Genomic DNA, 25,614 nt, shown 5'->3' on the forward strand with positions numbered 1-25,614 from the left:
ACTTGGTTTAGCCCGATTGTATGCGTCTATCTGGTACTCTGTTTTGGCGGCAAGCTGGTTTTGCGCTGTGTTTGCTGGTCTTGGGCATTCCGCTTGCCAGTTGGGGGCAGGCTCCGCAGAAAACGGTGCAAGCCGGCCGGGTGGTGTTCAAGCTCGCGCCTGCGTACGCGGCCACTGTACCCAATGCCTTGCCCGTATTGCAGGCCACTTTACGCCACCTCGCGGCGGAGCCGCTGCAGCGCAAGTTTCCGCACAGTACCCCGCCTCCCACCGATTTACCCGGAGCCGTTGACCTAGCGTTGGTGTACGAGGTCAAAATTCCAGTGAATATCCCGGTAGAGGAAGCTTGCCGCCAGTTGCAGAAAACCGGGGTAGTAGAATACGCTGAGCCCCTCTACTACTATCCCCCACTGCTTCAAACCTCTGACCCCTTAGCCGACTCCACCCGCGCCGGGGGCCAGTATCACCTCAAAAATATCCGAGCCTACCGGGCCTGGGACGTTACCCAGGGCGATACGGCCATTACCATTGCCATTGTGGACGGTGGCACCCGCCTCACCCACGAAGACCTGGCCTCCCAGGTACAGCGCAACCGCCGCGACCTGCCCGATGGCCTCGACAACGACCAGGACGGCTACGTGGACAACTACACTGGCTGGGATTTTGCCGATAACGACAACAACCCCGTACGGGAAGCGAATAGCGTGCACGGCATACTGGTAGCGGGCTGCGCAGCGGCCGCCACCAACAATGCCAAGGGTATTGCGGGTGTGGGCTACCGCTGCCGGTTTCTGCCCCTGAAAATCTATTCCAGCACCCGTACCGGCTCCTTTGGCGGCTACGAGGCCATTGTGTATGCCGCCGACCACGGCTGCCAAGTTATCAACCTCTCCTGGGGAGCTGCCGGGGGATTTTCCCGCTTCGAGCAGGATGTTATCAAGTACGCGGCCATCAACCACGACGCGGTGATTATAGCCGCCGCCGGCAACACCGGCGCCGACCTGGATTTTTACCCGGCCAGTTACGAGCATGTGGTATCCGTGGCTACCCTTACCCCCTCGGATGAGCGAAGTACTAATGCCACCTTCAGCCGCCGCGTTGATTTATCGGCTCCCGGCACTCAAATTCTGACCACCTTCGGGAACACAGACGCCGACTACATAGCCGTGGGCGGTTCCTCGTTTGCAGCCCCACTGGTAGCGGGAGCAGCGGGGCTGGTGCGTACCCGGTTTCCCCGCTACAACGCGGCCCAGGTAGCGGCCCAACTGCGCCGTACCACCGATAATATAGATGCGCTACCGGGCAACGCCGCGTATGCTGGCCGCATTGGCTCAGGCCGCCTCAATGCCTTGCGCGCCGTCACGGAAGCCAATCAGCATTCCGCCCGCATTGTAGGCCGCACCTACAGCCCCGCTCGCCGCAGTTATGCCCCCGGCGACACGCTCCGCCTCACGGTGCAGGTGCAAAACCTGTTACAGCCCCTGAGCAACCTCACGGTCACAGTCACTTCCTTGTCGCCTTACGTGCTGGTACGGCAGGGCAGCTTTGCCGTAGGGGCCCTGGTTACCCTGGAGCAGCGCGCCAACTCCACTGCTCCTTTTCGCCTGGCCGTAGCCGCTGGCACACCCCTCAACACAAAAGCAGTGCTGCGCTACCGCCTGCAGGATGCGGCCACTGGCTACCAGGAAGACCAATACGAAACCGTGCTGCTGAACCCCGATTATGTGGTTCTGAATGCCGGCAACCTAGCCCTTACCCTTACCAGCCGGGGCAATATCGGCTACGATGGATTGGGTTCTGATGCCGGGGAGGGCGTCAGCTACCGGCAGGGGCCGCCGCTGCTGGCTGAGGGCGGCTTGCTGATTGCCACATCCGCTACCCGCGTGTCCGATAATGTGCGCAATGAGCGGCGCGGCGCCGATACCGATTTCTGGACGCTGACCCGCGCCCAGCTTCACGCCCAACCGTTACGGGCCGATCAGGAAGCTAGCAGCCTGTTCCAAGATTCGCTGCCCAGCCTTACTCGTGGCCGTACGGTGGGCGTGCGGGTGCGGCAGCACGCCTACGCCTGGGCCGCCGCGCCGCATCACAACTACGTAATTCTGGAATACCGGCTCACCAACCTCACAACCGATACACTCAAGCCACTCCACGTGGGCTTGTTCATGGACTGGGACTTACCCGGCGAAGCCAGCCGCAACGTAGTGGCCTGGGATGCCGCTCGTCGGCTGCAGTACCTCTTCGATCCGGCGGCCACGCGCCTGTATACCGGAGTGCAACATTTGGCCGGTGGCCAGCCCAGCGCGTACGCCATCAATAATCAGGCACCGGCAAGTAGCCCCGTGTACCTGGCCAATGGCTTTAGCTCCGCCGAGAAATTCCTGACCCTGAGCAGCGGCACCCAACAAGCCCAACTTACCACCGAAACGGATGCCTCGCAGGTAACCGGGGCCGTTTTGCCCCCCCTGGCCCCCACCGACTCGGCAATAGTAGCTTTTGCGGTGCTGGCAGCGCCCACGCTTCCGCAGCTGGAAACTACCGCTGCCGCCGCTGCTACCCGTTACCAACAAGTGCTACCCGTACGGCCGGCTCGTTCGGCAGGCCTGACGGTATACCCAAACCCGACAAACCGCTTCGCTCAGCTGATTTTGCCTCAGGTGCCAGCTACTGTAGAAGTATTTTCAGTTGTGGGTCAGCTACTAAGCTCCCGATTGGTAACAGCCCCACAAGCCCAACTTGATTTGCGGGCTCACCCAGCGGGCCTGTATATCGTGCGGGTGCAAACCCAGAACCAGCACTATAGCGCCCGGGTTGAAAAGCAATAATCAGCTAAGAATATATTCAGCACGCAGGCCCAGGCATTTTTCGTCCAAGAATATTGGCAGACGGCTCAATCAAAATTAGCTGCATTCACTAGAAACGCAGCAGGCACAGAACTACCTATAGGTAAAATCAAACTCTTTTAGAACGCCCTAAAACAAGATTTATAGCATTCTAAATTTACTATATTTTACACTAATTTTTTTAGTATATATGCAGCAATATGCGTATCTTTGGATATGTCAAAAACGAAGCTTCCCGTTCCTCTTCCGCTCCAGCAGTTTGCCCGGTGCATAGATGCCACCCGACGCCCTATTGACCACATTGGTGATTGGCCTACCAGCGGCCAGGTGTACCCTATTCAGATGCGGCGGCATGCGCGCACCGGCGAGTTACAGGTACATGTGTTGGGTTTTTACGCTGAGCAGCCGTACGGCGCGTTTGCCAAAACCCGCTTTGAGCCCGTAGCTCAGGTGTGGCTCAATTAGAGCCCGCCCCATCCTTCTCGTCCCTTCTCCGCCTGCCTTCGGTTCGCTACCCGAAAGCAGGCGGTTTTCTTTTGTTGTAAGGGGAATACGCCAGCGGTTCTAGCGCTGCACTTCCGTTTTGGCATCACTGATTTCCTCAGCCGGACTGTTTTTTGCCTTGAAGATTGGCTCGTCGCCGAGGTTATAAATTTCCTGGATGTTGTGCAGAATTTCCACGAAATCCAGCTTCAGATCTTTGAGCAAGCCGGTCTTCAGATCGAACACCCAGCCGTGCACCGTTGGGAAGCCACCCTGCAGATACTTCTGCTGCACTACGGCCATCTTAATCACATTTATGCACTGCTCCTGCACGTTCAGCTCCACCAGCCGGTCGTAGCGCAGATCTGCATCCTCAATGGCATCCAATTCGGCTTGGTGCGTGCGGTATACGTCCCGAATGTTGCGTAGCCACGGGTTCATAACCCCCAGATCCTTGGATTGCATGGCGGCTTTCACGCCCCCGCAGCCATAGTGCCCGCAGACTACAATGTGCTTTACGCCTAGGTGCGCTACGGCGTACTCAATTACTGAGGAGGCATTGAGGTCGATGCTGATAACTAAGTTGGCCACGTTGCGGTGCACGAATACCTCTCCCGGGGCCACGCCCATCAGGTCTTCGGCAGTTACCCGGGAGTCGCTGCAGCCGATGTAGAGGTAATCGGGCTTTTGGTCGGAGGCCAGTTGCCGCAGAAAATCAGCGTTGGAACCGGTTTTGGCTTCCACCCACTGGCGGTTGTTCTCGAAGATTTCGTCGTAAGTCGTCATAGTGTCGAATGTACGGTTGAACTGTTTTTTTCGGTGTTAAAACCAGCTTAAAAATGGCGTGGGGCTAGCGGTATTGCCAAAAGATGCCAAAATCGAAGGGAGTCCACAGGGCTGCTTTCTGGCCGGCAGCCTTCAAACCGTTGTTAGCCCAGGTGTTGCAGGTATAAAACAGGTTGTAGGTGCGTTTAGCCTCGTAAAAGGCATCGTGCTGACCGTAGCTGTGCCCCTTGATATGTTGGGGCCGGCCCTGGGCGTCAAAGTCGAAGCTGCCTTTAATGAAGGCGACCAGCCGGGCATATTCCACCGGACTTAATTGCAGCCGCACGCAGTCGGGCCCCTCAACCGGCCGGTGATGAAAGGTGGTATGCATAGCCGTGGTACCCAGCCAAAACATGGCTTTCACGGCAGTACTGGGTTTGAGCTCGGCCCAGGTAGGGGTATCGAGGTAGAAGCCTTTGTCGCCCCAGCCAAACCCCACAAACTGCATGGTACTATCGGCGGCGGGCGTATCGGCATAAGGCACCAGCTGCGTCCAGTCGGCGTAGGCAGAGCGGACTGGCACCACTAAATCAGTGTGCACCCCATTGGACAGGATGTAGGCTTCAACTGGTTGCTCGGAGGCAGGCGCCTTGCTCGTGGCGGCTACTGGCACGGCCGAAAGGGCAGCGGAAGCAGCTAAATACACCACCACTGCACCTACCAGTACGGCACCGGTCCAGGCTACTCCTTTAACAACTTGTTTAATCGGGATTTTCATGCGGGTCAACCTACGAAGGAGCGGATGGGACCTCATACGCAAGCCTCCTGAAAAAGCTGGAATAAGCGGCCGCTTCCGGTTGTTGCAGCGCCTTCCTGAGCCTATATCTTTGGCTTTTCACTTGCCCGTATGCCCCAGCCCGACGACCAGCTCTACACCATTCCGGCCCCGTACCGGCGCCTGGAAAACCTGCATATTCTGTTCTGGCTACTCAAGGATATTGGCTGGTGCATGATCTGGAAGCCGCTGGGCATCTGCATGATTTTTCCGACGCTGACCATTGCCCTGCTCATCACCTGGCGCACCCGCCGCATGCCCGCCGAACTAGCGCACAACCTGGCTATTGTGTTCTGGATTTCAGCCAACTCCTACTGGATGCTCAGTGAGTTTGCGGGGTTTGACACGGTGGTGATTTGGGGCCATATCACGGGCAAACACCTGGCCTTAGTACCGTTCTTGACCGGCCTGGTCATTCTGCTGTATTACTATGTGGTACAGAAGCCGCAGGAAAACCAGCCGGAGCAAGTGGCCACGCTATAGCCGCACCTGCAGCCGGAACTGCTGCTGCACCAGGGCAACAGCCTGGTCCCAACGCTCCGCCCAACTTCCGCTGATTTCGTGGTACTCAACGGCAAAGTCGGTCAGGGTTTGGCGGTGCAGCTTGTCCAGGCGGGCGCGCTCCGGCTCGGGCAGGCGGGTTCCATCCTGCACCAAGGGCACATCGGGCGCAAGATAGAGGTACAGGTCGGCGCGGTTCTGCTGGTATATCTCAGGCGGCAGCTCCAGGTACTGCTGCCCCAGCAGCCGCGCGTACGACTGCGTGATGTGCACATCGGTATCGAGCAGCAGCAGGGGGCCGGCGGTAGCGCGGGCCTCGGCAATCCGCCGACCATGCTCCACGGCAACCGCCCGCAACTCCTCGTGCTTGAAAGCAGTAGAATCCGGAATTAAGTCGCGGCCCGCTTCCGGCACCCACATGGCCCCAAAGTGTTTAGCCAGTTGCTCAGCCAGGGTGGTTTTGCCGGTTGACTCGGTTCCCAGTATGGCTACCGTGCGCTGATAGTAGCGCTGCACACCGGCCGGCAACCGGGCCCAGCCCGCTCGCACGTCGTTGCGGATAGTGGTGCCCGATACTGGCACCTGCGCCCGAAATACGTCAAAATCCAGGTACTCAATGCCCATACGCGCTGCTACCAAGGCCCCGTAAGGCTCGGAGGTAACCACCAGTGTTACCGTCGGCAGCAAGTCCCGGAACCGGTCGGCCCAGGCGTGAGCTACGGGCAGGGAGGTTTCAGAGGTATTAGCCAGGTCTTGCTCCCGGTATTCCAGCACTTGCACTGCCACTTCGGGGTAGCCGGCATACGTTTCGTGCAACCAGCCGGCCCGCACGTTGCCCGGCACAGTTTCCTGGTCGCTGGCGCATACGAGTACAGTGAGGTGGGCACTATGGCGGCGGGCAAAATCGATGAGGGCCGCGTGCCCCGCATGAAACGGTAGAAACTTCCCAAAAACCAGCGCGTGACTCATACAGCTATAACGTAAACACACTTATGCCTTCCCCCCTACTTCCAGCCGATTGCACCGCTCCTCGGGGTTAGAAATGCAGGCGCACATCCAGATACACATTGGTGGGAGCCTGCACGAAGTACTTGCGGGTCCCATCGGGCTCCACGTAACCATTGTTGAAGTAGCGGCTGTTGGTAAGGTTATTGCCGAACAGCGTGGCTTCCCAGCGCGGCCGGGCATAGCGCACTCGCGCATTCAAAAGCCCGTAACCGGCAATGGTGGCCGAATTGGCAAAATCCAGGTAAGAGCGGCTTTGGTAGCGCGCCGATACGCCCAGCAGCCAGGGCCCGGCTGAGTAGTTTGCTTCCTGGTTGAGCAGTACGGCGGGCGTCAGGATAGGGCGAAAATCCTGGGTTTGCTCCTGAATCCGGCTGTAGTTGAAGGCGGCATTGTGCACCAGCTGCAGTTGCGGGGTGGCCTGCCAGTGCGCGGTGCCTTCCAGCCCGGTGCGGTAGCTCTGCTCCACGTTGCTGGTGAGGGCCAGCCCATTGGGTCCCAGCTTGCCGTTCAGCACAATTTCGTCCCGGAAGTCTAAGTAGTAGGCGTTCAGGCTTAGCTCCAGGCGCGGGGCCACGTAGCGCACCCCGGCCTCGTGGTCGGTTACGTACTCGGGGCGGGAGTTGAAGAGCACGGCCTGGCCGGTACTATCGGCGGCCAGGTCGTCGTTGCCCCCGAATAGGTCGTTGCGGGTTGGCTCGCGGCCGGTGCTGCCCACGCTGTAGTAGAGCGTGGAGTGCTCGGTGAGCTGGTAGCTCAGGCCGGCTTTGGGGTTGAGAAACTGCCAACGCTGGGGCTCCAGCGGGACGCTGCCCCGGTAGCGGAACGTGGCGACCCGGCCCTGCACATCGGCAAACAGTGTGAGTGGGCCCAGCCGGTATTCCAACTTGCTGAACGCGCTGCCTTCCCGCTTGTAACCGGTGTTGCGGTACAGTTCCCCGGCCTGCTGCTCACTGCCCAGGTGCCGCCGCTGGTAGGTACTCAGGTGCAGGCCGCTGGTCCAGGTGAGGCGCTGCCCCCGTAGGGTGTAGGCACTAAACGCCCCCAGCCAGCCCGAGCGAAAATCATAGCGGTACAGCTCCGCAGTGGAGGGCAGCCCCAGAAACGCGTTCAGGTCGAAGTCGTAGCCCCCCTGCAAACCCGAGCCGTAGATGCTTGTGCTGATTTCGGAGCGCCCCGACAGCCGCCACTGATTCTGTAGCTGCACCATAGCCTGCCGGAACTGGTCGTTTTCGGGGCCGTTGGCATTGGCCCGGCGGTTCACTTGAATCACCGAATCGGGCACGCCCAGCCAGGCCAGCTGGTTGCGCTGCTGCCCAGCCAGTACGCTCAGCTTCCAGATAGTTTTGTCATAGAACAACCCTCCGCTCAGGTATACTGAGCTGGACGTGTTGGCCGAGCGAATCTTGTACCCATCGGAATGCAGGTGCGAAACCCGGGCGTAAAAAGCGCCGTGCCCGCGCCGCCCGCTGGCGTGCTCCCCGTACAGCCGGTAGCTGTTGTAGGAGCCGTAGCCGCCGCCCAGCGTCGTGCGGGCCGAATCCAGCAAGTTCACCGAAGTCAGCTGCAAACTCCCCCCGAAGCTAGCTACGCCGTTCTGGCTGGTGCCCACGCCCCGCTGCAGCTGCACGCTGCTCAGGGAGTTAAACAAATCGGGGTAATTGGAAAAGTACGCCCCCTGGTCCTCGGGCTCATTCAGCGGCACGCCGTCTAGGGTGCTGTTGATGCGGGTCTGGTCGATGCCGCGCAGCCGGAAGTAGGCGTAGCCCTGGGTGCTGCCGGCATCGGAGTAGGCCGTTACGGCGGGCGTTTGCGTCAGCAGGAACGAGGGTTCCTGGCCCACGCTGCGGGCTTTCAGCTCCCGCCCGCTCAGGTTCAGAAAGGTAACCGGGGTGCGGCTGCCGGCGCGGTAGGTTACCGTTACTTCGGGTAGGGCCCGGGCTGTATCAGCGGCAGCCGGAGCAGTTTGCGCTGCGGCCGGAAGGGCAGATGCCAGAACTAGAACGGGGAGTACAGGGTGCTTCATGTACTAGAGCTCCAAGCTGAAAAGGAGGCCAAAGGTACATTTCCTGGCTTAGCGGAAAACAGCAAACACTCTTTTAGCTAATCTCTAGTCGGTTTCACTTGTCGTCTATTACGCCAAACTGCCGCCTCTCCCGTAGTTGGAAGGCGGCTGTTGCATACTTGAAAGCGCTGAGTTCTTATTTCGTTTTCATATCCACGTCCACATGCACGGTTTCCTGGGCAGCTAGCTTCGGCACCAATACATGATAGGTTAAAATAGGCGCATCATTGGTCATGCCCGCTGTAAAAGTTACCTGCAGGTGCAACTTGCCGGTTTCACACTCCCGATGGTAGGCGTAGGCAATGGAGGAGCTGCCGCTGGTTGAACCCTTATTGCCAATTACCAGATCATATTTGGTAAAATCAATTTGAGGATGGCAGCTACCGGTTACCAGCCGGTCAAAATCGGCCTGAGTACGAATAATGGTATAAGTCTGGTTTAAGCTGATGCTGAGTTGCCGGCGCGTATCGCCGCAACCATACTCTTTTTCTAGGCTGGTTGTAGGTAGCGTAGTATCCACGCATGGCTCCATGTCGCACTCAAGAGTGGCACAGCTGGGTAGTAATGCAGCCAGCAGCAAACTGGCACTGAGGGTAAAGGTCAATTTCATAGCCGGTAATGAGCTTGGTGTATGGTATACTGGCTGAAGCCCCCGACGACTGAATTGGTTGCAGGAACAACAAAATGTAACAGCCGATAAATCATCTGACCAACTCCGCGCAAGCTGAGCTGATTTAGAGTTGAGCCGGCGCTAAACCACTCAATCTGCCCTCATCCTTTTCTTCCCGGCCTTGCCAGCTTATACTACTTCCGGTGCAGGAGCCCCGGAAGCACCGACCGATGCCGGTGTCCACTCGGTGACGGTAATTCGGCTGATGGCTACAAAGTAAACCGGGCTTCATTCAGGAGGCTTAGTTTCTTTTAGTAGCTACAATACCCTATTTAATGTACTCAATAGTAATTCCGGCCGCGGCAGGCGCGTACGGTCCCAGAGCGCCCACCGAACTGACGCAGATGAAGCCGCCATTTGGGTCTTTGAAAAGACGGTACGGGTAGGCCTTGGTCGGAATGGTGCGACTGTGACTATAGCCATTCATAGTGTACACCTCCACGCTGCGGGTGCGGGTACCCGCATAAATCAGCTGAGCACCTGCATCAAATCCGAACGTGGTAAATTCTTTATTCCCGCGGGGCAACGTGGTTTCGTAGATCATATTGCGGCGGTAAATGGCCCCGTACGTTGAAGTAATGTACCGGTCAGCACCAGGGAAGAACTCGAAGATGGTGGCATCCAACGGATGGTCTCCGTGGTACGTATCGTTGCTAAATCCCTGAAATGTACCGGTAGGCCCGAAGCTATAGTAGTTCTGGTCGGTAGGCCCTATGTTCAGCGTAATTTCCAGCAGTTCCGTGTTGGTGTTTGGAATCCTCTTGAATCGGGTGCGGTCAAAATCCCCGGTTTCAGCCACTAGCTGCTTAGTTGCGCGGTTATATACCTTCAGGGGCCGGTTGGTCCAAGCCGAGTTGGAAACGAAAAGCAGCCCATTGTTGGCCACCACGCAGGAAGCGGCCGAGCCCACGCTTAACTGGTCGATTTTGGTGAGGGTCGCTGCATCATAAATAAACACCCAACCATCGTTGCGCGGCACGTACAACTCTTCGTGCCCGCCATAGGTAGCAAAGTCACTGTAGCCAATAGTGGCTCCGGTAGCTAGGGAGGTTAGCACCCGTTCAGAGGCCAAATCGTATTTCAGGATTTTGCCGCTTTGCTCAAAAAAATACAGTAGCCGCCCGGTTGGCTGAAACTGCACATCAAACGGCGCAACGGCCACCGTCCTGATGTTGGGTCGCTGGTAGCTGACGATGTTGCTATAGACAGTTTGTCCATTTGTAAGTTGTGCCACCACCTGATAGTCAACGGTAGCCGTGTAGGGTACCGTATTATCTACGAATGCAACAGCACTGTTATTAAACTGCCGATGAATACTTGTTGCGTAAGTGTCGTCCAGGGTTCTGCGCGTTACGCTGTAGTTCACGAAATTGCTGTTGTCCAGCCGCGTCCACTGTAATTTCACGGAGTCACCGGCGGCCTTCACTTCGCTTAACACTATTTTATCAGGGTAACTGGTAGGGCTAGCAGGTTGTCCCCCATCCTTCTTACAGGCAAAAAGAGTCAACAGTCCCAGCAGGAACAATACAACCAATTTTGTAATTCTCAATTGCATACTACAAATTTTTACAGCCTTTATTAGTCCTGATATATTTACAAATATAGCCGCTGTTCGCGCTTTGTTCCCTTTCTTTATTCTGAATACGTAAGTATTTCACAGCTCGATAAACATCATAAAATGCAAAACGGCCGCCTCCCCTATCCGGGAAAGCGGCCGTTGCATTTCAACTACTCAGAATTACTTCTGCGACAGTTGGGCTTCACCCGACTCTTTCAGGCGAATCAGGTTCAGGGCCGAGCCGGCTTTGAACCACTCAATCTGACCCTCATTGTAGGTGTGGTTTACCGTAATGAGGTCCGTGTCGCCGTCGGCGTGGTGCAGGCGCACCTGCAGGGGCTGGCCGGGGGCAAACGTGGTCAGGCCGAGGATGTCGATGGTGTCGTCCTCCTCAATCAGGTCGTAGTCGGCCTTGTTGGCGAAAGTCAGGGCCAGCATACCCTGCTTCTTCAGGTTGGTTTCGTGGATACGGGCGAAGGATTTCACCAGCACGGCGCGCACGCCCAAGTGGCGGGGCTCCATGGCGGCGTGCTCCCGCGAGGAACCTTCACCATAGTTTTCGTCACCTACTACCACCGAGCCAATGCCCTGGGCTTTGTAGTTACGGGCAACCTGCGGCACGGGGCCGTAGGGAGTGCCTGAGGTCAGCTCATCCTTCACCGAGTTAGCCTCGCCATTAAAGGCGTTGGTAGCCCCGATGAGCATGTTGTTGCTGATGTTGTCCAGGTGGCCGCGGTATTTCAACCAGGGGCCGGCCATGGAAATATGGTCGGTGGTGCACTTGCCCTGGGCTTTGATGAGCAGGCGCAGACCTTTCAGGTCGGTGCCTTCCCACGCCTTGAAGGGCTCTAGCAGCTGCAGACGGTCCGAAGCCTGATCTACGAGTACCTGTACGCCCGAGCCATCTTCGGCAGGAGCCTGGAAACCGGCATCTTCCACAGCGAAGCCGCGCGGGGGAAGCTCGATACCCTGGGGCTCGTCAAATTTCACCTGCTCGCCGTTTTTGGTGGTCAGCGTGTCGGTGAGGGGGTTGAAGGTCAGGTCGCCGGCAATGGCGAAGGCCGTCACGATTTCGGGCGAGGCCACGAAAGCGTGGGTATTCGGGTTGCCGTCGTTGCGCTTGGCAAAGTTGCGGTTGAACGAGGTGATGATGGAGTTGGGCCGCTTCATGTCGTCCATGTGGCGGGCCCACTGCCCGATGCACGGACCGCAGGCGTTGGCCAGCACTACACCGCCCATCTGAGCGAAGGTGTCCAGCAAACCGTCGCGCTCCACGGTGTAGCGCACCAGCTCCGAGCCGGGCGTTACAGTGTACTCCGCCTGCACGGTCAGGCCCTTGTCGGCAGCTTGCTTGGCAATGCTGGCGGCGCGGGTGATGTCTTCGTAGGAAGAGTTGGTGCAGGAGCCGATCAGGCCAACTTCCAGCTTAGCAGGCCAGTTGTGCTCTTTCACGGCAGCGGCAAACTCCGAAATCGGCCAGGCAGCATCCGGCGTGAACGGGCCGTTCACGTAAGGCTCCAGCTCGGACACGTTGATTTCGATGAGCTGGTCGTAGAAGTTGGCCGGGTTGGCGTACACTTCGTCGTCGGCGCGCAGGTTTTGGGCTACGGCAGCGGCGGCATCGGCAATTTCGGCGCGGCCGGTGCCACGCAGATAGTCGCCCATTTTCTCATCGTAGCTGAACACCGACGTGGTAGCTCCAATTTCAGCACCCATGTTGCAGATGGTGCCTTTGCCGGTAGCCGACAGGTTTTCAGCGCCTTCACCGAAGTATTCCACAATAGCACCGGTACCGCCTTTCACGGTCAGAATGCCCGCTACCTTCAGGATAACGTCTTTAGCTGAAGCCCAGCCCGACAGCTTGCCGGTCAGTTTCACGCCAATTACTTTCGGGAATTTCAACTCCCAGGCCATGCCCGACATTACGTCCACGGCATCGGCCCCGCCTACACCAATGGCAATCATGCCGAGGCCGCCGGCGTTGGGCGTGTGCGAGTCGGTACCGATCATCATACCGCCGGGGAAGGCGTAGTTCTCGAGTACCACCTGGTGAATGATACCAGCACCGGGCTTCCAGAAGCCGATGCCATATTTATTGGAAACCGAGGCCAGGAAGTCATACACCTCTTTGTTCTCGGAGTTAGCTACGGCCAAATCCTGGTCGGCACCCCGCTCAGCCTGAATCAGGTGGTCGCAGTGTACGGTGCTGGGAACGGCAACTTTGGCTTTGCCGGCCTGCATGAACTGCAACAGCGCCATCTGGGCCGTGGCATCCTGCATGGCTACGCGGTCCGGAGCGAAATCGACGTAGGAAACGCCCCGCTCATACGCCTGCGAAACAGAGCCGCCGTACAGGTGAGCGTACAGGATTTTTTCAGTCAGGGTAAGCGGGCGGCCAACGGCGGTACGGGCGGCTTCAATGCGGGAGCCCATGCCATCGTACACGGCCTTGATCATTTCTAAGTCAAACGCCATAATGCGAAATGGAAAAAGTGGAGAGAACGAACCTGCATAACACAGGTACGCAAATATAGGTACCGGCCGTTGCGCGACCCAACATTTAGGCCCTTTGCCCTGCCCTTACCACCTCATTTAGAATGATTCTAATAGATAATGGCGGAATTGTTGCAGCTTGGGCAAGCAGAACGTCATTCCGAGCACAGCGAGGAATCTCGCCAGAGGGCAATCAGATTACTGTTACACTGTCAGCACGCGAAATCTCTCGCTGTGCTCGGAATGACGTTCCATGTGCTATACTGCCGGCCGCAACGGCCCTGAGTTGTAAACAACCGGAGGCCGGTCGTAGTTTAGCCCCGAACTCACTTAACTTTTTCATCATGCCCGTAGCCATTGCATTTCGCAAGGCCGTAACCGGGGCCGGACTCGCGCTGGCCGCGGTGGCCTGTCAGTCCAATTCCACCACTTCCGAAAACTCGGCGGCCACTGAGGCAGCCGGTACCAACGCGGCCCCGGCCCTCTCAGCCGGCACCTGGCGGGGCGTCCTCTCGGCTCAGGGTCAGGAAATTCCGTTTCTGTTTGACGTAGCCCAGGACGGCGGCAAGCCCACCGTAACGCTGCGCAACGGCGAGGAGCGCCTGAAGCTCGACGAAATCAGCACCGCCGGCGACTCCACCACCATCCGCCTGGGTGTATTCGATGCCGCCTTGGTAGTGCGCCCCGACGGCACCGATAAACTGAAAGGCACCTGGGTGAAATACGACGGCAAGGAGCCCTACCGCGTACCGTTTGCGGCTACGAAAGCCACTTCTGAAACTGTTTTGTTTACGGGTACCAGCCAGAAAGCACCCGTTTTCGGCGACCTGAAAAAGGGCGCTACGTTTCGGACAGTATTCAAGGGCGCAGAGGGTGATACTACCCCTGCAGTGGGCATCATCACCCAGGATTCCGTGAATCCTTCTCGCCTTACGGGTACCTTTCTGACCACCACCGGCGACTACCGGTACCTAGCTGGTAACCTAGTAACCAAGGCCGATGGACAACACATCATGCTTTCGACCTTCGATGGCAGCCACGGCTTCTTATTTGATGGCAAGCTGGATAAGCCCGAAAACATCAACAACATCAGCGGCCACTTCTACAGCGGCAAAAAAGGCCACGAAACTTGGACCGCTGTGCTCGACCCCAACGCCAAACTGCCCGACGCCAACGCCCTCACCGGCATGAAACCCGGCCAGAAAAAGCTGGATTTCAAGTTCCCGAGCATCTACGAAGGTGGCAGCATTTCCCCTTCCGACCCCAAATACAAGGGCAAAGTGGTAGTGGTGCAGATTCTGGGCTCCTGGTGCCCCAACTGCATGGACGAAACCAATTTCCTGGCCCCCTGGTACGAGAAGAACAAGCAGCGCGGGGTAGAAATCATCGGGCTGGGCTATGAGCGCACCACCGACCAGAAGGTAGCCGCGCAGAAGCTGCTGAAGATGAAGCAGCGTATGAACGTGGGCTACGATATTGCCATTGCCGGCGAGGCTTCGTCGGAGGCTGCCAGCAAGTCGTTGCCGCAGGTGCAGAAAGTGCTGGCCTTCCCTACTACCATATTCCTGGACAAGAAAGGCGAGGTGCGCAAGATTCACACCGGCTACTCCGGCCCCGGTACCGGCAAATACTACGAGCAGGAAGTGGCCGAATTCAACAAGACCATCGACCAGCTGCTGGCCGAATAAAGACCACTGATTAGCACGGATTTCTCGCGGATTTCCCGGATTTTGTGGACGATTACCGTTTGTATAAACAGAAGAGACTTGCTTGGCAGCAAGTCTCTTCTGTTTTTCGGCGTATTGAGGCGACTTAGTATCGTCCACAAAATCCGTGAAATCCGCGAGAAATCCGTGCTAATCAGTGGTCCGCTCTAGCAGTACAATCGGCTCGTTGTGGTACGTTGTGCGGGCGAATTCGTGGAAACCGAACTTGCGGGCTACGTTCAGGGAAGCCACGTTGTCAGGGTCGATGATGCAGGTGAGGCGGGCCTGGGGGAAGCGGGGCTCTATCCAGGCCAAGGCCGCCTGGATGGCCTGGCTGGCGTAACCGCGGCCGTGCAGACGCGGGGCAATGGTCCAGCCGGCTTCCAGCGTGCCCTTGAGGGAGGGCGTCAGGTCGCGCTGGTTGTCGAAGAAACCTACGGAGCCACAGTACCGGCCGCTGGCTTTTTCCTCAATGGCCCAGGCCCCGTAGCCAAGCAAAGCCCAGTGCCCCAGCTGGCCCAGCATCCGCCGCCACACGTCCTCCTCGCTCTGGGGCTTGTTGCCCAGAAAGCGGTAGAACGCCGGGTCGTTGGCCAGGGCCGTAAACTCCGGCAGATCGGACACGCGGGGGCCGCGCAGTAGCAAATCGGGGGTTTCCAGTTCGGGCACCGTTACGGCCGGGGTGTTCAGTAGGGTCAGGGGAGGCATCATGCGGGCAAGTATAGCGAAATACGACAGGTGTCCTTCCAAGCCGAGTGAGGAATCCGGGTTAATCTTGCAGAAGATAAAGCCAAATCCCTCGCTCTGCTCAAAAGGCTAGCTGGGTGGGCAATTCGCAATCAAGCCGTGGTTATATCCAGCCACAGGGGGCCTTTGGGGCGCAGCGTGATAAGCGGGTCGGTACCCGGCAAGGCGGCAGATGCTGGCGCCAGATTGAACCGGCGCAAACCCTCCAGCAGTACCAGCTGAATTTCGGTGAGGGCAAAGTGACTCCCTACGCAGAGGCGAGGCCCGCCCCCAAACGGCAGGTAGGCATAGGCCGGAATGGGTGGCTGAGCATCGGGCGCAAACCGCTCGGGCCGAAACGCATCCGGCTCCGGCCACAGCCCCGGGTGGCGGTGCAGGCCATGCAGGTAGATGGAGAACAGTGTGCCTTTAGGAATGGGCAGGCCCTGAAACTCGTCGTCTTCCAGCGCTACGCGGTCCAGAATCCAGGCAGGCGGATACAGGCGCATGGTTTCCTGAATTACCTGCTGACTGTAGGGCAGTTGCGGCAGCTCGCTGAACTCTGGCGCCCGGCCGGTCAGGCCGGCAGTGGCCCGCTCCTGCCGCACCTTGGTGGCTACTTCAGGATGAGCAGCCAGCAGGTAGAACAACCAGCTCAGGGCGTTAGCGCTGGTTTCGTGCCCCGCCAGCAGCAGAATATTTACCTCATCGAGCAACTGGTTTTCACTCATGGGCTCCTGACTGTCCTCGTAACGGGCATCCAGCAGCATTTGCAGCAGGTCGTCGGGTGGGGCGGCAGTGGGCGAAACTGCTTGGCGCTGCCGGATATAGCCCCGAATCAGCTCCCGCAGCTCCCGGCTGAAGGCATCGTGCCGGCCGAAGGTACCAGTGGCCGTAAACCAGGGCCGTAGGTACGGCTGCCGCACCGTACGCACGTAAAAAGCCTGAATGCGCGTCAGAATATCCGACAGCCGGTTGCGCTCCGGCTCGGTCATACTCGTTCCGAAAGTGGCCCGGGCAATGATATTGAAAGCCACCTTGGTCATTTCTTCGTGGATATCTACCCGCAGGCGGCGGCCAGGTGCGGCCTGTACCCGGCTTAGCAACTCTGTGCTCCACTACCTCCTGCATCAGGCGGGTAAGGGCCGTGAGGCGCTGGCGGTGAAAGCCGGGCTGAATCAGGCGGCGCTGCCGAAGCCAGTCGGCCCCCTCGTTGGTGAGGAGGCCCCGTCCCAAGTACCGGATCAGGCCGTGCGTTAGGTCGGATTTGAGGTAACGGCGGTGGTTTTTCTGGAGGATGTGCTGGGCAAGAGCCGGGTTGCGGGTAATGACGGCGGGGCGCAGACCGCCCAGGTACAGCCGCACCGTGTCGCCGTGTTGGGCGAGTACCCGGTCGAGGTTTTGGATAGGTTGCCGGGCCATGGCCAAGGAGCCCAGCAAGGTGCGCCAGCGCGGCACCTGCGGCAGCGTGACCGGCTGCGCATCAACTACATCAGATACGGACATAGGTAAACTATTTCTGGAATAGGAAAAGACCCTGGAATGTACAACACCGGTTAATAGGCGAAGATGCGCTTCGTTGAAATAACCTAATGGCCGCCTTTCCGCGTACAGCCTTCCAGAGGCCCGCGTGGCCAGCCGTACTCTTCTCCTTCTACAACCAAACTTCCGCTTTCTTATGTGGATTCAACAGAAAAGCACCCCCGCCCCCGTTGATGAACTGCAAGGCCGCACTGTAGGCCTCAAATTCGAATGCAACCAGTGTAACACCGAGGTATTCACCGACTTGATTGGGGTACCCGCTGCCGACCACCTCGCCAACTCCACCGAAGACGACGGCCAATACGAAACCGAGGAAATAAAGTGTCCCGGCTGCGACATGACCCACGAAATAACCGTCAAGAGCAACTTCGACGGCGTACACTTTGAGGTATCCGAAGTGAAGCCGGAAAGTATTGCTTACCAGGTGAAGGCTTAACTGGCCTGCAAAATGCCGGTAGCTACCTGCCAGCAATACTGGCTTCATCTTACAAAACGCCCCTGCTGCACACGTGTGCAGCAGGGGCGTTTTGTTGCTGTTGAGTTTCTCCCACTGGGTTATTTCTCCCGCTCAATAGTGTAGTTGATGAGCTGCTCCAGCGAAGTGCGGGACGATGATGCGGGGAAGGTGTACAGGATTGCCAGGGCTTCGTCGCGGTACCGCTGCATCACCCGAATAGCGTATTCCAGCCCGCCCGACTGCTTTACAAAGTCAATAACGGCCTGCACCCGGTCTTTGCGGCCGTCGTTGTTTTTCACATTGAAGATGACGCGGCGCTTGGTCAGCCAATCGGCCTGGCTGAGCGCATGAATAAGAGGCAACGTCATTTTCTTTTCCTTGATATCAATGCCCACGGGCTTGCCAATTTCATCGGTGCCGAAGTCGAACAAGTCGTCCTTGATCTGGAAAGCCATACCCACTTTCTCCCCAAACAGGCGGGCCCGCTCAATGGTAGCGGCGTCGGCCCCGGTGGAGGCGGCCCCCACGGCGCAGCAGGACGCAATGAGGGAGGCCGTTTTCTGGCGAATAATATCGAAATACACGTCCTCGGTTATATCGAGGCGGCGGGCTTTCTCAATCTGCAGCAGTTCGCCCTCACTCAGTTCCTTCACGGCGTTGCTCACAATTTTGAGCAGCTCGTAATCGTTGTTTTCCAGGCTCAGGAGCAGGCCCTTGCTCAGCAGGTAGTCACCTACCAGCACGGCAATTTTGTTTTTCCAGAGGGCATTCACGCTGAAAAAGCCCCGCCGGTAGTTGCTCTCGTCCACCACATCATCGTGCACCAGGGTGGCCGTGTGCAGCAGCTCAATGAGGGCGGCACCACGGTAAGTGGCTTCCGGCAGCGGGTCGCCGCCGCTAATTTTAGCCGTGAAGAACACAAACATGGGCCGGATCTGCTTGCCCTTGCGCTTCACAATGTAGCCCATGATTTTATCCAGCAGCAGCTGACGGGTTTGCATGGACTGGCGGAATTTCTGTTCGAATTCCTCCATTTCGGCGGCAATGGGAGCCTGTATCTGGTCCAGCGTAACGGTCATGCGGGTAATTTGGGGCGTGCAATGATACGGGTAAACGTTGAAATAGTGCGGAGCTGAAAGTGGGGATGGAGAGGTTGTTTTCTGCTTAACAAGGAAAATACCGCTGTTGCTACACGCTATTAACTGTTTCACCGGCTTAATTTGCCCAGGACCTACCTTCGCTCCCATGCCTACCCAGCCTACTTCCGTCGACTTCGTACTCTCCAGCACCCGACACAGCCGCCCATTTGCGGCCGATGCCCGATTTGTGGCCGATGGCCGCCCGAAGCCGGTGGTAGTATTTGTGCACGGCTTCAAGGGTTTTAAAGACTGGGGCCACTTCAACGTGCTGGCCGATTGGTTTGCCTACCAAGGATTTGTGTTTGTGAAGCTGAACCTCTCGCACAACGGCCTAGTGGTAGGCGGCACCGGCGACCTGGAAGACCTGGAGGCTTTCGGCCAGAACAACTTCAGCCTGGAGCTGGACGATATCGGCGCTTTGCTGGATTACCTGCCCACCGCCGAATCTATTCCGGCCGCGGAAGTTGATTTCTCGCGGCTGGCCCTCATTGGGCACAGCCGCGGCGGCGGGCTGGTCCTGCTGAAAACGGCCGAAGACCCGCGCGTGCAGGCCGTAGTAACCTGGGCAGCCATCAGTGACGTGAACCCCGGCTGGTCGGAGCCCCTGATGCAGCAGTGGCAGCAACAGGGTGTATTTCACGTAGAAAACAGCCGTACCCACCAGCAGCTGCCGCTGTACTTTCAGATTGTGGAAGACTACCACCAGAACCGTCTGCGCCTCGATATCCGCCACAACCTGCGACGCAAGCTGCGCGGCCGCCCCTTGCTCATCATCCACGGCGACCAGGACGAAACTGTACCCATGCAGCGGGCCCAGCAGCTGAAGCAGTGGCAGCCCACCGCCGAGTTACTCGTTCTGCCCAGCGTAACGCACAATTTTGGCGGGGCGCATCCGTGGTCGAGCACCAAGCTACCCGCGGAGGCCCTACAAGCCGCTGAGGCAACGGCAGAGTTCCTGCGGCGCGTGTTGTAACTGCTATGCCTACTGCTTATCTTCTACTCGGTTCCAACCTTGGCAACCGGACCGCCATTCTTCAATCGGCCATCCAGCATCTTGCGGCTACGGCGGGTGTCGTGGCAGCTACATCAAGCTTGTATGAAACCGCCGCTTGGGGCCTAGAGGATCAGCCCGCCTTCCTGAACCAGGCAGTGCGGCTGGAAACTTCTCTTTCGCCGGAACAACTATTAGCTGCCTGTCAGGCCACCGAGCAGCAGGCCGGGCGGCAGCGGCTCGTACACTGGGGAGCCCGCACCCTGGACGTGGATATTCTGCTGTACGACAACCTGATTGTAGACGCGCCCCACCTCCAGATACCGCACCCCCGCCTACCAGAGCGCCGGTTTGCACTAGTACCGCTAGCCGAAATTGCGGCGGCAGCAGTACACCCAGTTTTCCATCAAAGGGTAATAGAACTCTTGGAAAATTGCCCTGATAAATTACCCGTCGCCTCCTACAACCAGACAATGCACTAGCGGAGCGGTTTGGAAAGCCGAAAACGCTGTCATCCTGAGCAGAGCGAAGAATAACAGTCATGGAGAAAGATAGACTTTGCCCGTAGCTCTCAAACAAGAAAGGCCCGCCAAATAGTTAGCGGGCCTTTCTTGTTTATATACTGGCGGCCTACACTGCCGCCGAGCTGACGGCTACTTCCGGGGCAATTTTCTTCACCAAGCCTTGCAGTACTTTGCCGGGGCCGCACTCAACAAACTCGGTTGCGCCATCCTGCACCATGCGCTGCACGCTCTGCGTCCAACGAACCGGGGCCGTGAGTTGGCGCACCAGGTTTTCCCGGATTTCGTCGGGGTTGGTGTGCGGGGCCGCATCCACGTTCTGGTACACGGGGCAGATACCGGCCGAGAAAGTAGTTTTGGCAATGGCCTCGGCCAGTGCTGTTTCTGCCGACTTCATCAGGGGCGAGTGGAAAGCACCGCCCACCGGCAGCGGCAGGGCACGCTTGGCGCCGGCGGCCTTTAGCTGCTCGCAGGCCAGTTCAATGCCGCGCTGGGAGCCAGACACTACTAGTTGGCCAGGACAGTTGTAATTGGCGGCTACTACCACATGGCCGCCATCCGTAATTTCTTGACAGATGCGGGCCGTGGTATCGTCATCCAGGGCCAGAATGGCGGCCATGGTGCCGGGCTGCTCCAGGCAAGCGGCCTGCATAGCCTGTGCCCGCTGGGCTACCAGCCGCAGAGCGTCTTCGAAGCGCAGCACTTTAGCTGCTACCAACGCCGAAAACTCGCCCAGGGAGTGGCCCGCCACCATATCGGGACGAAAATCGGGGAGCACGGCGGCCAGGGCTACGGAATGCAGGAAGATGGCCGGCTGGGTTACATCGGTACGGCGCAGGTCTTCCTCCGAGCCCGAAAACATGATATCGGTCAGGGAAAAGCCCAGAATATCGTCGGCCTGATCCATTAGCCGCTTGGCCTCTGGGTGCTGCTCGTACAAGTCGCGGCCCATGCCGCTGAACTGGCTGCCTTGGCCGGGGAAAATAATTGCTTTCATCATGGGGGAATTACGCAGCTGAAGGCCCGAAATTGGGCTGATTCATCAGCTGCCAGGGTGGTGCAAGTAAGGGTGCAAGCTGCACAAAACTGCACAAATGCACAACGCAACCGGCTACTTCACCGCCACTGTGCTGATGACGCCGGTCTGCTTATCAATTTCAATGGCGCTACCATCGGGCTTGATATTTACCCGATCGGAACGCTTCACCAGCACCTGCCAGCGCGGGCCGGCATCCATCACCCGCAGGGTGGGCACCAAGTACACCGCCGAGTCGGGCAAGGAGCGAAAATAGCGCGTAGCCACCGCCGCAGCCTGTTGCTCAGTTCTAACTTCAGTGCCCGAAATAGCAGCAGCGGGTGTTTGCCCGGTTGGGGCTTGCTCCGTGGTACTTACCGACTGGGCGGAGTTACAAGCGGCTAACACCAGCATGCTGGCAAAGAAAGGAAGCTGTTTCATAGAAAGGATTGAAAAAACAAAGGGCCCGTTCAGCAGTGAACGGGCCCTAGCTATACGCATAAGATTCGGCGGCTGTTAGCGGTTAATCTGCACCCAGCCCTTGAATGTGCGCTTGGTACGGTTGGCATCTTTGAACTCCACCTCAGCCTGGTAGAAGTACATGCCATCCGACACCCGGCCGGCGGAGTTGCCCTCGGAGCCACTGCCGCCGCCAGTCCAGTTAATCAGCGGGTCTTTGTCACTTTCGTAAACTTTCACGCCCCAGCGGTTGAATATTTTCACTGCCGTGCGCTCAATCGGGCTGAACACCTTGGGCCGGAACGTGTCGTTTTTGCCGTCACCGTTCGGTGTAAAGATGTTGGGTAGCAGGAATAGCAGGCAATTATCCTTACACTCCTTGTTGCTAAGGGCACTCACGGCTCCATTTGCATCCACGGCCTGCACGGCGTAGCAGCCCTGCGCCGAGGTGAGGCCCTGGTGCAGATAGGTAGTTTGCGTACCCGGCACCCGAGTAAGCTCCTGCAGCGGGTCGGCATCAGTGGCAGCGTAGAAAATAATGTACGAGACAATATCCCGGCTACAGTCAGCTGTTGGCAGGCTGCTGAGCGTCCAGCTCAGGCTGTTGCTGTACACCTGCCCACCCAAGGGCGTTACCGGCAAATCGAAGAGGCGGCTGGCCAGACTGTCGCAGTTAGTGGGTTTCAGGGTGAGTACCGGCGTGCACGGAATGGTAAGCAGACTCACGCACTGCTCCTGGCTGAGGTTAATCAGGGAATCTGGGCGCGTGGCGTCGTACGTACCGTTGGTTTTTACATAGTAGCAGTAGGTGCGGCCTTTCACAAGCGGGCCGCCCACCGTGCCCTGGTCTACATAGGTACCGCCCGTGGCCGTTCCGGTCACTTTGGCAATGGGCCGGAACGCTCCGGCAGTATTTTCCCGGCGGTAAATGGTGGTTGGCCGCTTCGTATTGTCCCAGGGCACCTGGTACGTCCAGGCCAGCGCAATGCTGTTGGCTGTGGGGTTCGGGGTACCGGTAACCCGCACGCTGGAGGCCGGGCCGGCCACTTCAACTGCTTCGGCTGCACCAGCTACCGCTACATTGTAGAAATCGAGGCGGTACGTGTACGTGTTGGCAGTGGTATTCAAGCCAGCGTTTACGAAGGTGGTGTCCTCCAGATTGGTAGAGGTGTACACTTGGGTGAAGGCTGCCGCCGCCGGGTTCAGGCCCGTAGCCCGGAACAACCGGTACCCCCGCGAAGGGCCAAAGCCAGCCGTAGAGGTCGGCTTCGTCCACCGCACCGTAATTTGTCCGTTGGCGGCGTCGGTACGGTCAACGGTCACGTTGGTAAGGCGGGCGGAGCGGCCGCTCAGCGTTACGCAGGCCTCGTTGGAAGCAATGCTGGCCCCCAGGCCCGGTGAGGCGAATTGCACATAAATCCGGTAGCAATAGGTTTTACCCCGGTCAAGACCTTTCCCGTTGTTATCATCTAGGAACGTGCGGGACCCTACCCCTACTGAGCCCACCTGCACGTAGCCGGCAGCAGCGGGCAAACCCGTTTCACAGGGCCCCGGCGTAAAAGGATAAGAATTCTCGCGGCGGAAAATCAGCATCTGCGCTCCAGGGTTTGGGCAGCTGTAACTGTCCCAATCAAGCCGGGCAGTACTGCCCTGCAACGCCGCCCGCAGGTTCTGCGGAGCCGGCCCTACCACAGTAATGTTCCACACGCGCTGGTCGATGAGGGGCACCTGTCCGGCCACGGGCACGTCGGTAGCCTTGAATAACACTTGGTGAGGTTCCTGGCGAATATCGGCGCAGGTGGGCGTCCACTGGAATACACCCCGGGCAGTAGGCGGCCCCTGGCTAGTTTGGGTGAACGAGGCGGGCCGGGGCAGCATACCACCAAATGCCTCGAGTAAGATGGGATTGTTGTCGGGGTCGGTGGCGGTAACTACTCCATTCGGGACGGGTGTATTGGCCACCACGCAGATATCCGCCGGTACCACAATCGTAGGTCGTTGATTGGTAGTAGCCTGCACAAAAATCTGCATATCACGCACCACCTCCCCTATCAGGCGCGCTTTGGCACCCGGAATGCGGCGGTACTCCTTCACTACAAAGGCAATATTGTACACGCCCTGCAAAGCAGGAGAATTCCAGGTAATCTGCCCCGTACGAGGATTTTGCACGAAAATAGCCGGATCATCTGGTACGCCTACGGGTGGGCCCACGTACGCCACCTGCCGCGGGTTTCCGCCCAAGGCTGGGTCATTGGGGTAGCGGAAACCGGCTACATCGGTTGCTACCACCGTGCAGGCCGGGGGCGTGGGAGCCTGTTGGCTAGGCCGTAACTCATAGGCCAAAGAGTCGCCGTCGGCATCAAAAGCTGCTGGATTATGCAGAAACACCTGCCGCACTGCTGCTCTGTCAATAGGAGCCGCCTGCAGCACCGGGGAGGTATTCTGCAGAAACGGATCAATGGTAACTCGGGTTGATATTTTAAAAGGCGTACCAATAGAGTTAAACATATTAATCACGCCACTTACCCGGAAGTTGTTCAGGTATATCACCTCATAAGTACCGGGAGAATTATAGGTATGCTCAAAATAATACACGTTCCGGTAAGTATCCGGCGAAATGCGCTGTCGGTTCCCAAAGCGCGGAATGGCGTTGCTGCCCGTAGCGCAGGTATTATCCCCGAAGTAGATGTTGACGTTCGGCTCGTCGGCCGAGCTGGGCTCCGCTGAGGTGTAGAGCACCATCTTGAAAAAGATGCGGCGGGGATTGCGGGCGGCCGTGGTATCGGTTTTGGCCTGGATATCACCAGCCCGCAAGTGAGTGGCATATGCGGCCGGGCCTGTAACCAGCCAAGTCACCAGCATAAATAACCCAGCCAGCCATAGCCGCCAAGAACGATTACGTAACAGAATACTCATACACTCAGCGGCTTGACAGGCGGGAGAACAGAAGAAAAGGAAGGTCAGCAAAAAGCCGGCAGGAACCTAACAAAAAAAAGGAGCCCCGGTTATACTCTGGCGCAAAGTACTAACGGAGTTGGTGCCGGATAGATTCACCTAACGCGCAGCCCTTATCTAGATTGTTTCCTACTGGGTTCGGGGCTACCTTTGACCGTCATACCGACCTACCCAAAAACCCCTTTAGTAGCTCTCTATGAGTTGGATTTCAAAAACCCTTTCCAGCAGCATCGGCCGCAAAATCATCATGGCCGTTACCGGCTTGTTTCTCTGCTCCTTCCTGGTAGTGCACCTGGTAGGTAATCTGCAGCTGTTCAAGGATGATAATGGTGTTGCCTTCAATGCCTATTCCGAGTTTATGGGCCACAACCCAATCATCCGCACGTTGGAGATTGGGCTGGTGTTAGGCTTCGGCTTTCACATTTACGAGGGCCTGAGCCTGGCTATCAAAAACCGTGCTGCCCGCGGCGGTCAGGGCTACGTGTCCGACCACATTGAGCAGAACAGCTCCTGGCACTCCCGCAGCATGGCCATGCTGGGTTCCATCGTGCTGTTTTTCCTGATTGTGCACCTGTACAATTTCTTTGGTTCTCTGCGCTTCACCGATGTACCACGCGACGCCAACGGCAACGAAGATGCCTACGCCCTGGTGCTGGCCGCTTTCAAAAACCCATTCTACGTGGCCTTGTACGTGGTAGCGCAGATTGCTTTGCTGTACCACCTGCTCCACGGTTTCGGCAGCGCTTTCCAGACGCTGGGCCTCACGCACCGGAAATACACGCCCGCCATCAAGTTTGTGGGCTATGCTTTCTCCATTATTGTGTGCGCTGCCTTTGCTGCCATGCCGCTCTACTTCTTCTTCGCGAAATAAATTCTCACCTCGAC

The 25,614-nt window shown here is 58.0% G+C and carries 21 protein-coding genes and 1 pseudogene; 8 read left to right on the forward strand and 14 right to left on the reverse strand.

All coding sequences use genetic code 11. From position 1 onward, the window contains the following. The first annotated feature begins 20 nt into the window (after window positions 1-20). Together ABIB60_RS12005 and ABIB60_RS12010 are read left to right on the forward strand one after the other, a co-directional pair. The gene (locus ABIB60_RS12005) at window positions 21-2,825 is read left to right on the forward strand and encodes a S8 family serine peptidase (protein WP_354580150.1); all 2,805 of its coding nucleotides are present in this window, start codon (window positions 21-23) and stop codon (window positions 2,823-2,825) included. Window positions 2,826-3,059: 234 nt separating this feature from the next. Next, window positions 3,060-3,308, forward strand: a complete 249-nt coding sequence (locus ABIB60_RS12010; protein ID WP_315998851.1) for a hypothetical protein — start codon at window positions 3,060-3,062, stop codon at window positions 3,306-3,308. A 99-nt stretch (window positions 3,309-3,407) separates the two neighbouring features. Here ABIB60_RS12010 and ABIB60_RS12015 read toward each other — a convergent pair whose 3' ends face one another. Both ABIB60_RS12015 and ABIB60_RS12020 read right to left on the reverse strand, forming a co-directional pair. Continuing rightward, window positions 3,408-4,112, reverse strand: a complete 705-nt coding sequence (locus ABIB60_RS12015; protein WP_354580151.1) for a carbonic anhydrase — start codon at window positions 4,110-4,112, stop codon at window positions 3,408-3,410. Between the two features lie 64 nt (window positions 4,113-4,176). Continuing rightward, entirely contained in the window at window positions 4,177-4,869 is a 693-nt protein-coding gene (locus tag ABIB60_RS12020) for a TIGR02117 family protein (RefSeq protein ID WP_354580152.1), read from the reverse strand. A gap of 129 nt (window positions 4,870-4,998) precedes the next feature. Here ABIB60_RS12020 and ABIB60_RS12025 point away from each other — a divergent pair, with 129 nt between their 5' ends. Next, the gene (locus tag ABIB60_RS12025) at window positions 4,999-5,409 is read left to right on the forward strand and encodes a hypothetical protein (RefSeq protein WP_354580153.1); all 411 of its coding nucleotides are present in this window, start codon (window positions 4,999-5,001) and stop codon (window positions 5,407-5,409) included. On the opposite strand, the gene ABIB60_RS12030 is transcribed toward ABIB60_RS12025, so the two are convergent. The 5 genes from ABIB60_RS12030 to ABIB60_RS12050 form a co-directional block, all read right to left on the reverse strand. Then, window positions 5,404-6,396, reverse strand: coding sequence for an AAA family ATPase (locus ABIB60_RS12030; protein WP_354580154.1), 993 nt, complete (start codon window positions 6,394-6,396; stop codon window positions 5,404-5,406). The genes ABIB60_RS12025 and ABIB60_RS12030 overlap by 6 nt on opposite strands. 67 nt (window positions 6,397-6,463) lie before the next feature. Next, complete coding sequence (locus tag ABIB60_RS12035; RefSeq protein WP_354580156.1) at window positions 6,464-8,458, reverse strand: TonB-dependent receptor; 1,995 nt, start codon at window positions 8,456-8,458, stop codon at window positions 6,464-6,466. Window positions 8,459-8,633: 175 nt separating this feature from the next. Continuing rightward, the gene (locus ABIB60_RS12040) at window positions 8,634-9,107 is read right to left on the reverse strand and encodes a hypothetical protein (protein WP_354580157.1); all 474 of its coding nucleotides are present in this window, start codon (window positions 9,105-9,107) and stop codon (window positions 8,634-8,636) included. 328 nt (window positions 9,108-9,435) lie between these two features. Further along, a complete protein-coding gene (locus tag ABIB60_RS12045; protein ID WP_354580158.1) occupies window positions 9,436-10,605 on the reverse strand; it encodes a YncE family protein in 1,170 nt (389 codons plus the stop codon). A 300-nt stretch (window positions 10,606-10,905) separates the two neighbouring features. Continuing rightward, window positions 10,906-13,200, reverse strand: coding sequence for an aconitate hydratase (locus ABIB60_RS12050; RefSeq protein WP_354580159.1), 2,295 nt, complete (start codon window positions 13,198-13,200; stop codon window positions 10,906-10,908). Window positions 13,201-13,562: 362 nt separating this feature from the next. Between ABIB60_RS12050 and ABIB60_RS12055 the strand changes: the two genes are divergently transcribed. Then, on the forward strand, window positions 13,563-14,906 hold the full coding sequence (locus tag ABIB60_RS12055; protein WP_354580160.1) for a TlpA disulfide reductase family protein: 1,344 nt from the start codon (window positions 13,563-13,565) through the stop codon (window positions 14,904-14,906). A 168-nt stretch (window positions 14,907-15,074) separates the two neighbouring features. Here ABIB60_RS12055 and ABIB60_RS12060 read toward each other — a convergent pair whose 3' ends face one another. The 3 genes and pseudogenes from ABIB60_RS12060 to ABIB60_RS12070 form a co-directional block, all read right to left on the reverse strand. After that, on the reverse strand, window positions 15,075-15,635 hold the full coding sequence (locus ABIB60_RS12060) for a GNAT family N-acetyltransferase (protein ID WP_354580161.1): 561 nt from the start codon (window positions 15,633-15,635) through the stop codon (window positions 15,075-15,077). A gap of 128 nt (window positions 15,636-15,763) precedes the next feature. After that, window positions 15,764-16,756: a cytochrome P450 gene (locus tag ABIB60_RS12065; RefSeq protein ID WP_354580162.1), complete on the reverse strand. Its 993-nt coding sequence runs from the start codon at window positions 16,754-16,756 to the stop codon at window positions 15,764-15,766. 13 nt (window positions 16,757-16,769) lie between these two features. Next, window positions 16,770-17,156: pseudogene (locus tag ABIB60_RS12070) on the reverse strand (cytochrome P450); the annotation flags it as partial. A gap of 172 nt (window positions 17,157-17,328) precedes the next feature. On the opposite strand from ABIB60_RS12070, the gene ABIB60_RS12075 reads away from it, so the two are divergent. Then, the gene (locus tag ABIB60_RS12075) at window positions 17,329-17,628 is read left to right on the forward strand and encodes a hypothetical protein (protein WP_354580163.1); all 300 of its coding nucleotides are present in this window, start codon (window positions 17,329-17,331) and stop codon (window positions 17,626-17,628) included. Window positions 17,629-17,747: 119 nt separating this feature from the next. On the opposite strand, the gene ABIB60_RS12080 is transcribed toward ABIB60_RS12075, so the two are convergent. Next, the gene (locus tag ABIB60_RS12080; protein WP_354580164.1) at window positions 17,748-18,728 is read right to left on the reverse strand and encodes a polyprenyl synthetase family protein; all 981 of its coding nucleotides are present in this window, start codon (window positions 18,726-18,728) and stop codon (window positions 17,748-17,750) included. A 166-nt stretch (window positions 18,729-18,894) separates the two neighbouring features. Here ABIB60_RS12080 and ABIB60_RS12085 point away from each other — a divergent pair, with 166 nt between their 5' ends. Beyond that, complete coding sequence (locus ABIB60_RS12085; RefSeq protein ID WP_354580165.1) at window positions 18,895-19,761, forward strand: alpha/beta hydrolase family protein; 867 nt, start codon at window positions 18,895-18,897, stop codon at window positions 19,759-19,761. 5 nt (window positions 19,762-19,766) lie between these two features. After that, entirely contained in the window at window positions 19,767-20,261 is a 495-nt protein-coding gene (folK, locus tag ABIB60_RS12090; protein ID WP_354580166.1) for a 2-amino-4-hydroxy-6-hydroxymethyldihydropteridine diphosphokinase, read from the forward strand. A gap of 148 nt (window positions 20,262-20,409) precedes the next feature. Here folK and fabD read toward each other — a convergent pair whose 3' ends face one another. The 3 genes from fabD to ABIB60_RS12105 all read right to left on the reverse strand — a co-directional run bounded on the left by fabD (window position 20,410) and on the right by ABIB60_RS12105 (window position 24,690). Continuing rightward, complete coding sequence (gene fabD, locus ABIB60_RS12095) at window positions 20,410-21,297, reverse strand: ACP S-malonyltransferase (protein ID WP_354580404.1); 888 nt, start codon at window positions 21,295-21,297, stop codon at window positions 20,410-20,412. A 114-nt stretch (window positions 21,298-21,411) separates the two neighbouring features. Further along, the gene (locus ABIB60_RS12100; protein WP_354580167.1) at window positions 21,412-21,756 is read right to left on the reverse strand and encodes a hypothetical protein; all 345 of its coding nucleotides are present in this window, start codon (window positions 21,754-21,756) and stop codon (window positions 21,412-21,414) included. Window positions 21,757-21,831: 75 nt separating this feature from the next. Then, on the reverse strand, window positions 21,832-24,690 hold the full coding sequence (locus ABIB60_RS12105; protein WP_354580168.1) for a T9SS type B sorting domain-containing protein: 2,859 nt from the start codon (window positions 24,688-24,690) through the stop codon (window positions 21,832-21,834). 235 nt (window positions 24,691-24,925) lie between these two features. Here ABIB60_RS12105 and ABIB60_RS12110 point away from each other — a divergent pair, with 235 nt between their 5' ends. After that, window positions 24,926-25,600: a succinate dehydrogenase cytochrome b subunit gene (locus ABIB60_RS12110; protein WP_354580169.1), complete on the forward strand. Its 675-nt coding sequence runs from the start codon at window positions 24,926-24,928 to the stop codon at window positions 25,598-25,600. The last annotated feature ends 14 nt before the right edge of the window (window positions 25,601-25,614 follow it).

Source organism: Hymenobacter sp. UYP22, from assembly GCF_040547285.1.
In the GTDB taxonomy this organism is placed as follows: domain Bacteria; phylum Bacteroidota; class Bacteroidia; order Cytophagales; family Hymenobacteraceae; genus Hymenobacter.